We start from the raw sequence: 9,603 nt of genomic DNA, 5'->3' as shown, positions 1-9,603 counted from the left end.
CCCGGCCGCGGCGCCCGCCGCCCTCCCGGCCGCGGCGCCCGGGGGTCGGCGGCGCGCCCTGCGAGGCGACCGCGGGTCGGTGTCTATCGAGACGATCGCGGTCCTGCCGGTGGTCGCGCTGCTCGTCTCCGTCGCCTGGTACGTCGGGATGTTCGCCATCACGTCGGTCATGCAGGGGCACGCCTCGCAGGCGGCGGGACGCGAGTACGCCGTCACGGGCGACGAGGGCGACGCCGGGGTCGCCGCCCGCGCGGCCGTCCATGGCTTCTTCGCCTCGGGGACCGACGTGGACGCGTCCGGCGACCGCGTGACGGTCCGGATGGACGTGCCGTTCCTGCCCGCCATGCTGCCGGGCGTGCCGACGAGCCTGACGACCGACCGTGACGTCGTGGTGGAGCAGCCGTGAGGGCCCGTCGGCGCGGCGGGGACCGGGGCTCGGTCTCCCTCGAGCTCGTCGGGATGCTCCCGGTCCTCGCGCTCGCGGTCGCCCTCACCTTCGAGGTGGCCGCGACGCTGTGGACCGTGACGGCGACCGACCAGGCGGTGCGTGCCGCCGCCCGGGCCTACAGCCTCGACGGGACGGGCGCTGCAGGGGTCGCAGCCAGGGACAGCCTCCCTGGCCCGATGAAGGACCAGGTCGTGGTCGCGACAGGGGGCGACACCGTGCGCGTCGAGGTCACGGTCCCGGGTCTGTCCGTCCTCCCCGACCACACCGTGACGCGCGAGCTCGTGATGCCGTGAGGTCCTACGAAGGCTTCGGCGTCGACCGCGGCCCCCGGCAGAGCGCGCTCACCGCGGGCACCGACGAGCAGCTGGTCACCCGGTTCAAGCGGCTGCTGCTGGAGGAGGTCGACCTCCACGAGCTCGGCCGGCTCGAGGTGGCCCAGCGGCGGCTCCGGCTGGAGCGGGTCCTCGCGCACCTGGTGTCCCGCGAGGGCGTCATCCTCACCACCCGCGAGCGCAACCGGCTCGTGCGCCGCGTCGTCGACGAGTCGGTCGGCCTCGGCGTGCTCGAGCCGCTGCTCGCGGACCCGTCGGTCAGCGAGATCATGATCAACGGCCACGACACGATCTACGTCGAGCGCTTCGGCCGGCTGGAGCGCATCCCCTCCGGCTTCACCAACGACGACCAGCTGCTGCAGACCATCGACCGGATCGTCTCCACGGTGAACCGCCGGGTCGACGAGTCCAGCCCGATGGTGGACGCCCGCCTGCCCGCCGACGGCCGGCTGCCCCGCGGCGCCCGCGTCAACGTCGTCCTCCCGCCGCTGGCGCTCAACGGCCCCACCGTCACCATCCGGCTGTTCCCGGCCGCGCTGGGGATGGAGGACCTGCTCCGCTTCGGCAGCGTCGACGAGCCGACCGCCCGGCTGCTGGCCGCGTGCGTGCGGGCCCGGCTCAACATCATCGTCTCCGGCGGCACGGCGTCGGGGAAGACGACCATGCTCAACGCGCTGTCGTCGTTCGTGCCCGGCCACGAGCGGATCGTCACCGTCGAGGACGCCGCCGAGCTGGTCCTCGAGCAGGAGCACACCGTGCGCCTGGAGACCCGGCCCGCGAACGTCGAGGGCCGCGGCGCGGTCACCATCCGCGACCTGGTGCGCAACTCCCTGCGCATGCGACCCGACCGGATCATCGTCGGCGAGGTCCGCGGAGGCGAGGCCCTGGACATGCTCCAGGCCATGAACACCGGCCACGAGGGCTCCCTGGCCACGGTCCACGCCAACAGCACCGAGGACGCCCTGAGCCGCCTGGAGACCCTGGCGGCGATGAGCGAGGTCGAGCTGCCGTTCGACGCGGTCCGCGACCAGGTCAACGCCGCGGTCGACGTCGTCGTCCAGCTGCTGCGGGCGCCGGACGGCACGCGCCGCACGGTCCAGGTCGACTCGCTCGTGTCCCGCCGCCGCGAGGAGTTCCGGCTCGCCCAGATCATGCACTTCGAGCCGCAGGGCGGCGACGGGCGCGGCCGGTACGTCCAGCACCCCGTGCCCCGGGGCCTCGCCCTCAAGCTGCGGCAGCGGGGCGAGCCGCTGCCCGAGGGCTGGACGGTCGCCGACGACGAGGGCGACACCGGGGGGACCGTGCCGTGGTCCTCCTGACCGTCGCGCTCAGCCTGCTGTCCGTCGCGTTCCTCGTGCTGGCGCTCCGGGAGCTGGTCGCGACGCCGGTGGCGCGCCGCCGGGCCATGGCCTCCGTCCTGGACACCGAGGGTCCTAACCGGGGGGAGCGGTGGGCCCGCGCCGACGCCTCGTTCCGGCGCACGCGTCTCGGCCGCCTGCTCGAGCGCGAGCTCGCCCTGGCCGGCCTGCGCCGCAGCCCGCTGCTCGTGCTCGTCGTCGCCGTGAGCGGCGCCCTCGTCCTGGCGACGACGGTGTGGGTCGCGCTGGCCCCGGCGCTGGGCGTGCTCAGCCTGCTCGCCGGCTTCCTGCTCGTGCGGGCCTACCTGGCCCGCGCCCGCGAGCGCCGCCGCGAGGCCTTCATCGCGCAGATGCCCGAGCTCGCCCGGGTGCTGGCCAACGCCACGAACGCCGGCCTGTCCATCCCGACGGCCATCGCGCTGGCTGCCGACGAGCTCGACGCTCCCGCCCGCGAGGAGCTGCGGCGGGTGTCGACCAGCCTGACGTTCGGCAACGACCTGGAGACCGCGCTGGACGGCATCCGGGAGCGGCTGCCGTCGCGCGAGGTGGGCGTCCTGCTGTCGACGCTGCTGGTCAGCGCCCGCAGCGGCGGCTCCCTGGTCACCGCGCTCCGCGACATCGCCGGCACGCTGGAGGTCCGCAAGGAGACCCGGCGCGAGATCCGCACGACGCTGGCCCAGTCGGTGGCCACCGGGTACATCGTCATCGCGCTCGGCGTGGGGCTGCTGCTGCTCATCAACGTGCTGTTCCCGGGCTCGGTCGAGCAGATGACGCAGCGGCTCGTCGGCCAGGTGGCCCTGCTCGGTGCGGCCGTGCTCTACGCGGCGGGCTTCCTGCTCATCCGCCGGATGACCCGGATGGACGTGTGACCGCGCTGGTGTCGGCGGTGCCGGCCCTCGCCGTCGTCGCCTGCCTCGCCGTCTTCGTCGCGGGGCTGCGGCTGCTGCGCGCCGACCCGCTCGAGGGGCTCGACGTGGGCGACCTGGCGCTCCTGCGCGCCGAGCAGCGGGCCGCCGTCACGCAGGACCGCCCGCTGGACCGGCTGGCCGCCCCGCTGCTGCCGCTGGCCCGGAACCTGGCGGGCCCGGCGCTGCGGGCACGGCTGCGCCGGACGATCGAGCTCGCGGGGCGCCCGGGCGGCGCCACCGAGGACACCGTCCTGCTCGCCATGTGCCGCTGGACGGTGATCCTCGCCCCCGTCGTGCCGGTGTTCCTCCTCAACGGGCAGTGGTTCTTCGTCCTGCTCGTGCCCGCGGTGGTCCTCGTGCTGCCGCTGGCCGGCATCGCCCGGGCCCGGCGGCTGCGCCAGGAGCAGCTCGACACCGACCTGCCCGACTTCCTCGACGTGCTCGCCGTCACCGTGTCCGCCGGGGTCGCCTTCCGCCCCGCGCTGCTGCGCACCTCGCAGCGCTTCGGCGGCACGCTCGCGGACGAGATGAGCCTCACGCTCAACCAGATCGCCAACGGCGCGGCGGTCCGGCAGGCGTTCGAGCGGCTGCGCGACCGCAACGACTCCGAGGCGCTGTCGCAGTTCGTCACGGCGTTCGTGCAGTCCGAGGAGCTCGGGTCCCCGCTGGCCACCACGCTCAACCAGATCGCCGAGGACATGCGGCGCAGCAGCGCCCAGCGGCTGCGCCAGAAGGCGGCGCGGATCGCGCCGCGGGTCACGCTGGTCACATCGGTGGTGCTGCTCCCGGGGGCCGTGCTGCTCATGTTCGCGGGCTTCTACATCGGCTCCGGCATCGACCTCGACAGCCTCACCGGGACGCTGCGGTGACCGGGGTGCCTGGCCTTCCGGTCGCGCGCGCGGTGCGCCCGCCCGCGCGGCGGAGCGGGTCCACCGGGACCGCCGGCACGGGGACGGCGGGGTCCGTCCTGCGCGTGACGTTCCTGCTCCGGCTCGTCGTGCTCGCGATGGTGTCCGTGGGGCTCGCCGCGCGGCTGGCGGCCGGGGGCGGCGACCACGCCGTCTTCGTCGGGCTCGCGGTGCTGTTCTGCGTGCTCGCCGTGACGAGCTTCCTCGGGCTGACGGGCCGGGGGACGGCCTTCGTCCAGCGCCACCCCCTGGTGGCGCTGGTCGACGTGCTGCTGGTCGTGGGCTCCCTGCTGGTGTCCGGCGGCACGTCCGGCGTGGTGCTGCTCGGGCTGGGCTCCGCCCTGCTGGTCGGGGTGCTGCTGCCGGTGCGGGTGTCCGGGCCGATCGCCGTGCTCCTCGTCTCCGGCTACCTGGCGGCCGTCCTGCAGTCCCCGGGCGGCTCCGAGGCGTCCTTCCTCGTGCTCGTCGGGCTGCCGCTCGTCCTCGTCTCGTTCACCGCGGTCGGCGCGGCGGTCCGCACCAGCTCCCTGGCCGAGCAGGCCGCCGTGGTCCAGCTCGTGGAGGCCCGGGCCCGGGCGGCCGCGGCCGACGAGCGGCTCCGGCTGGCCCGCGACCTGCACGACGTGGTCGGCAAGTCGCTGCAGGGCGTGGCGCTGCACGCCCAGGTGCTCCCCCGGATGGCCGGCGACCACGCGGGGCTGGACACCCAGGCGCGCCGGGTCGCCGACGCCGCCGGGGAGGCGGTCCGGTCCGTGCGCCAGGTCATGTCGGCGATGCGCGCCGCCGACCCGACCACCGGCCTGGCCGACGCCGTCGAGGGCGCCGTCCGGACCTGGGAGCACAGCACGGGCCGGGCGGCCCGCCTGCAGGTGCAGGGGGCAGGCCACCGGGCCTCGGGCACCCTGGTCGCCGAGCTCGTCGCCACGCTGTCGGAGGCGCTGGAGAACGTCCACCGGCACGCCCCGGGCTGCCCGGTGGAGGTCACCCTCGACCACGGGGCGGACCGGGCGCTCCTCGTCGTCCGCGACTCCGGTCCGGGGCTCGACGCCGGGCTGGCCGCCTCGGCACCGGCACGCGGGCACTTCGGCCTGGTGGGCATGCGCGAGCGGGTCGAGGGGCTCGGCGGCCGGCTGGACCTGACGGAGACCCCCGGGGGCGGCACGACCGTCACCGCCGACGTCCCGACCGCACCGGGGGACGACGACCTGCTCCTCGCCGCTCCCGCCGGCTCCCGGGACGACCGGTGACGGCCCCCGCGGCACCCTCGCCGCCCGACGCGGGCGCCGCTGCGGTCCGGGTGCTGGTCGTGGACGACAACGCCGTCGTGCGCTCGGGCGTGGTGGCGCTGCTGGGGCTGAGCCCCGGGATCGAGGTGGTGGGCGAGGCGTCCAACGGCCAGCAGGCCTGCACGCTGCTCCCGCGCCTGGCTCCGGACGTCGTGCTGCTGGACGTCAACATGCCGGTGATGGACGGCGTGACGGCGGCCGGCCGCATCTCGCCGACCGCGGCCGTGCTCATGACGACCTTCGACGACACGTCCGACCGGGTGCGTGCCGCGCTGGCGGCGGGTGCGCGCGGGTACCTGGTGCACGGCAGCTTCGACGCCGACGAGCTCGTCGCCAGCGTGCTCGCCGTCCACCGGGGCTCGGGCGTGTTCTCGGCGGCGGCCATGACGGCCCTCAGCGCCCCCGCGGCGCCGGTGCACGCCCACCGCGACGTGTACGACCTCAGCGAGCGGCAGCGCGAGGTGATGGACCTCATCGCCCGGGGGCTGGGCAACCGCGAGATCGCGACGACGCTGTTCCTGTCCGAGAAGACCGTGAAGAACCACGTCAACCACATCTTCGCCCGGCTCGGTGTCACCACCCGCAGCCAGGCGGTCGCGCTGTGGCTCGACGGGCCGGCCTGAGCGGACGGTCCACCGTCCGGGTGTCCCCCGGATGGGCCTGACGGTGGGCCCGGGGTTGGGCCCACGGGCCCAGCCAGGACCGGCGGACCCGGCATAGGTTCTCTCTTGTCAGCGGGCCGCAGGGGCACCGCAGCGGGTCACCTCGGAGGTCACCATGAAGAACGCTCTCGTCCAGATGCACGCCGCCACCACCGCCCGCCTGTCCGGCGACCGCGGCCAGGGCTCGCTCGAGTACATCGGCATCCTGCTCGTCATCGCCGTCGTCGTCGCCGCGCTGGTGACCGCCGTCAGCGGCCTCGACCTGGGTGGCCGCATCTCCACGGCGCTGTCGGAGATGTTCGCGGGCTGAGCACCACCACCGCACCACCACGGACCACCCGTACGACCGGGGCCCGCACGGGTCCCGGTCGTCCGGCATGAGCGGAGGAGCTGTCATGACGGGAGCCGTGCGCCCCGGGCGACACCGGGCACGCCCGGGACGGTCGCGCCTCGAGCGGTCGTACCCGGGCCGGTCCCGTGGAGGCCGGTCGTGCCTGCGCGGGGACGCCGGGCAGGCCGGCATCGCCGCCGTCATCGTGTGCCTGCTGGGGCTGGCGCTCGTGATCACGGTCGTCCTCGTGCCGTTGGCGGAGGGCGCCGACCTGGACGCCCGCACACAGAACGCCGCTGACGCAGCCGCGCTGGCCGGGGCCGAGGCGGCCACCGAGCAGTTCTTCCTCGACCTTGATCGCGGTGCGCTGTCGGTCGGCCTGGGATACCGCGACAGCCCCGAAGACCTCTTTGCTGGCTGCGGCCCGACCTGGGAGACGGCAGTCAGGGACAACGCACTCGCGAACCAGGTGACTGTCACCAGACCCGACTGCCTCGCCGGTGGCCGTCAGGTGTACGTGTCCGTCGACTCCATGGACACGCTCGACGACCCAGCCGGTCCCCTGTCCGCAGAGGCCACCGCAGAGGTGGGCATCCGGTTCGGCGGCTGCCGCTGGTCACGCGAGGAGCCGGACGAGACCCCAGAGCCCACGCCCCCGCCGCCGCCGCCCGCCGTCCCCGGCGAGCCTGCGCCCCCGCCGCCGCCTCCTCCTCCGCCGCCCGAGCCGATCCCCGTCGAGCTGAGGTGCCCAGACTTCCGGCTCACGTTCGACCAGGACCCGGAGACGGACGACCTCTCGTTCGTGGACGCCACCGTGCCGCCTGTGGGCAACCTGCCCGAGGCCCGGCTGATCGATTGAGCCCCACCCGTCGGTTAGCCTCCTGCGCGGAGGGGGTCGTCCACACATGATCAACAACCACGCCGCCCGACGGGCACCGGGGGTCCGTCGAGCTGTCCGCACCGGCGGTGCGCTGCTGGCCGTCGCCCTGGTCGGCACCGCCGGGGCCGCGACCGCGTCCTCGCCGGCCCCGTCCGACGACGGCCCGACGGGCCCGCGACCGGCCGGCGAGACGCTCACCTCCGCCGAGGGCGTCGAGGTCCCGGTCCACGGGGTCGTCCAGTACCCGGCCGCCGACGGCTCGGACACCCCCACGCAGGTCACGGCTGCCGTCCACGGCGTCCAGCGGGTCGACGGCGCCACCGTCCTGTACTGGTCCGCGGGCACGCGCGACCCCGAGGGCGTCAACAACGCCGCCCTCGGCAAGCGCAGCTACCAGCCCGTGCGCAGCTGGGTCGTCGTCAACTGGACCGGGTACGCCGTCCTCAGCGACCCCGCACGCCTCACGGGGTACGACGGCAGCACGGTGGACGGCCAGACCAACCTCAGCAGCCCCGCCTCGGCGTTCCCCCCGGACGAGACGGGCACCATGTGGGTGATGTTCCAGGTGTTCCCCGAGCTGGACGCCAGCACCACGACCGTCGACGTCACGCTCGGCACCGGGCACACCATCACCGACGTGCCCGTGGGCGAGGGTCCGCTCACCCCGGCCCTGCCGGCGGACGAGCCCATCGCCCTCGGCGACGGCTGGCCCGAGGTCGACGCCTCGCTCCTCAGCGCGGACGCCACCCCGGAAGCCTCGATCTTCCCGCTGGCCAGCACCCGGGTAGCCGTCGACGGCTCCGCCACCATCGTCGAGGAGACCGAGGAGGTGCGGGTCGAGCTGGCCGCGGACGTCCTGTTCCCCGTCGACAGCGCGGACCTGGGTCCCGAGGCCGTGGCCCGGCTGCAGGAGCTGGCCACCACCATCTCCGCCGACGCGACCGGCGGACCGCTGGGCATCGTCGGGCACACCGACAGCGACGCCGGCACCGACTACAACCTCGACCTGTCGCAGCGCCGCGCCCAGGCCGTCGCGGACGTCCTGCTGCCGCTGCTGCAGGTCGACGGCCTCCAGCCGTCGGTCGAGGGCCGCGGCGAGGCCGAGCCGGTGCAGCCCAACTCGACCCCGGAGGGCAAGCAGGCCAACCGGCGCGTCACCGTCAGCTACGTGCCCGCCCCGACCACGGAGGCCGCCCCGTGAGCCGGACCACCTCGACCAGCACGGCGCGCACGTCGCGCGTCCTTCCGGCCGTCGCGCTGCTCGCGGCCCTGGCCCTGGGCGGCTGCACGGTCCAGACCCCCGGCGCGGGGGACGGCGACAGCACGACCGAGGCGGCCGCACCGTCGTCCGAGACCCCGTCCGGAGGGGACGACGGCGGCGGGGACGAGCTGAGCAGCGAGGAGATCTCGGCGCGGCTGCTCGACGAGGGCGAGGCGCTGGCCGCCATCGAGCCGCTCGGCACCACGGCGGCCACGCTCGAGGTCAGCCCGCAGCCGACCGAGGTCACCCTGGAGGTGCTCGAGGTCCGCGCAGGTCCCACCGGCACGCTCGTCACCATGCAGGTGACCGCGGCCGAGACCGTGGGGGTCGGCCTCAGCACCTTCATCACCGGCGAGATCGGCAACACCGAGTACCCGACGGACATGGACCTGGTGGACCCGACGACGCAGGAGCGGCTGCAGCCCATCACGGCCGCCGAGGGCGGGCAGTGGTGCCAGTGCTCGTTCCTGCCCCGCGTCATCGGTCCCGAGCCGGCGCGGATCAGCGCGGGCTTCCCCGCGCTCGACCCGTCGACCACGACCGTGGACCTGCGCCTGGGCACGTTCCCCGTCCTGGCGGACCTGCCCGTCACCCGCTGACCGCGGGCCGGCTGTCCCCGGGCCGGCGAGCCCGTCGGGCTGCGGGTCGGGTCAGGGCCGGTACAGACCCAGCAGCACGAGCAGCGCCAGGCCGAACGGCAGGGCGACCGCCGCGGCGGAGTAGGCGGCCACCGGGACCAGGTCGCGCGCGCTGTCGGCGGGCAGCAGGTAGGTCGGTGCTGCACGCACCGTCCGCGGCGAGCTGCACAGCAGGGACGACCCGCTGTCCGCCTCGACGGTGAGCAGCGGGACCAGCCCCTGCCCGTCGACGACGGCCCGGCCCTCACCGGCAGCGCGCGTCGACGACAGCGCCCCCGGCAGCACCAGGCCCTCGGCGTCGGTCACCTCGCAGCCCAGCTCGGAGGCGGTCGGCGGCCCGCCGCGGGTCCGCACCCCGTACAGGACGAGGTCGCCGGCGAGCACGGGGCGCTCGGGCAGCAGCAGCGGCACCCCGGCCTCGACCGGCACCGGGGTCCGGCCCTCCGGGTGCGCGCGCACCCAGGTCCCGAGCCCGGTCGCCCCCAGGCCGAGGACGACGAGCCCCACGCAGAGCGCGAGGGCCACGCGGCGCCGCAGACGCACGCGGGCGTGCCGGCGCTGCGATCGGTGCACCGTCCGGTCGCGCGCCCG

The 9,603-nt window shown here is 75.4% G+C and carries 12 protein-coding genes; 11 read left to right on the top strand and 1 reads right to left on the bottom strand.

The annotated features are described in order from the left end of the window. The 11 genes from WCS02_RS13625 to WCS02_RS13575 all read left to right on the top strand — a co-directional run. A partial coding sequence (locus WCS02_RS13625; protein ID WP_340294124.1) for a hypothetical protein occupies window positions 1–406 on the top strand: 406 nt, incomplete at its 5' end. Then, window positions 403–741 (top strand): hypothetical protein, encoded by a 339-nt coding sequence (locus WCS02_RS13620; protein WP_340294122.1) that lies wholly within the window; start codon window positions 403–405, stop codon window positions 739–741. The genes WCS02_RS13625 and WCS02_RS13620, both read left to right, overlap by 4 nt. Then, window positions 738–2,099, top strand: a complete 1,362-nt coding sequence (locus tag WCS02_RS13615) for a TadA family conjugal transfer-associated ATPase (RefSeq protein WP_340294120.1) — start codon at window positions 738–740, stop codon at window positions 2,097–2,099. Before WCS02_RS13620 ends, WCS02_RS13615 begins: the two co-directional genes overlap by 4 nt. Beyond that, complete coding sequence (locus WCS02_RS13610) at window positions 2,087–3,007, top strand: type II secretion system F family protein (protein ID WP_340294118.1); 921 nt, start codon at window positions 2,087–2,089, stop codon at window positions 3,005–3,007. The genes WCS02_RS13615 and WCS02_RS13610 overlap by 13 nt, the downstream gene beginning before the upstream one ends. Then, window positions 3,004–3,915, top strand: a complete 912-nt coding sequence (locus WCS02_RS13605) for a type II secretion system F family protein (protein ID WP_340294116.1) — start codon at window positions 3,004–3,006, stop codon at window positions 3,913–3,915. The genes WCS02_RS13610 and WCS02_RS13605 overlap by 4 nt, the downstream gene beginning before the upstream one ends. 104 nt (window positions 3,916–4,019) lie before the next feature. Then, window positions 4,020–5,201, top strand: coding sequence for a sensor histidine kinase (locus WCS02_RS13600; protein ID WP_340294114.1), 1,182 nt, complete (start codon window positions 4,020–4,022; stop codon window positions 5,199–5,201). Beyond that, window positions 5,198–5,863 carry a response regulator gene (locus WCS02_RS13595; protein WP_340294113.1) on the top strand — a complete coding sequence of 222 codons (666 nt, stop codon included), beginning with the start codon at window positions 5,198–5,200 and terminating at the stop codon, window positions 5,861–5,863. The genes WCS02_RS13600 and WCS02_RS13595 overlap by 4 nt, the downstream gene beginning before the upstream one ends. Before the next feature lie 154 nt (window positions 5,864–6,017). Continuing rightward, on the top strand, window positions 6,018–6,212 hold the full coding sequence (locus WCS02_RS13590; RefSeq protein ID WP_340294110.1) for a hypothetical protein: 195 nt from the start codon (window positions 6,018–6,020) through the stop codon (window positions 6,210–6,212). A gap of 85 nt (window positions 6,213–6,297) precedes the next feature. Next, on the top strand, window positions 6,298–7,092 hold the full coding sequence (locus WCS02_RS13585; protein ID WP_340294108.1) for a hypothetical protein: 795 nt from the start codon (window positions 6,298–6,300) through the stop codon (window positions 7,090–7,092). Between the two features lie 46 nt (window positions 7,093–7,138). Beyond that, window positions 7,139–8,314: an OmpA family protein gene (locus WCS02_RS13580; RefSeq protein WP_340294106.1), complete on the top strand. Its 1,176-nt coding sequence runs from the start codon at window positions 7,139–7,141 to the stop codon at window positions 8,312–8,314. Next, window positions 8,311–8,973, top strand: coding sequence for a hypothetical protein (locus tag WCS02_RS13575; protein WP_340294104.1), 663 nt, complete (start codon window positions 8,311–8,313; stop codon window positions 8,971–8,973). Before WCS02_RS13580 ends, WCS02_RS13575 begins: the two co-directional genes overlap by 4 nt. 51 nt (window positions 8,974–9,024) lie before the next feature. Here the strand turns inward: WCS02_RS13575 and WCS02_RS13570 are convergent. Beyond that, window positions 9,025–9,603 (bottom strand): hypothetical protein (locus WCS02_RS13570; protein WP_340294102.1); only part of this gene is annotated, 579 nt, incomplete at its 5' end.

This window comes from Aquipuribacter hungaricus (assembly GCF_037860755.1).
Classification (GTDB): Bacteria; Actinomycetota; Actinomycetes; order Actinomycetales; family JBBAYJ01; genus Aquipuribacter; species Aquipuribacter hungaricus.
Note: the sequence above shows the minus strand (reverse complement) of the source record. Positions and strands in the feature narration are given on the sequence as shown.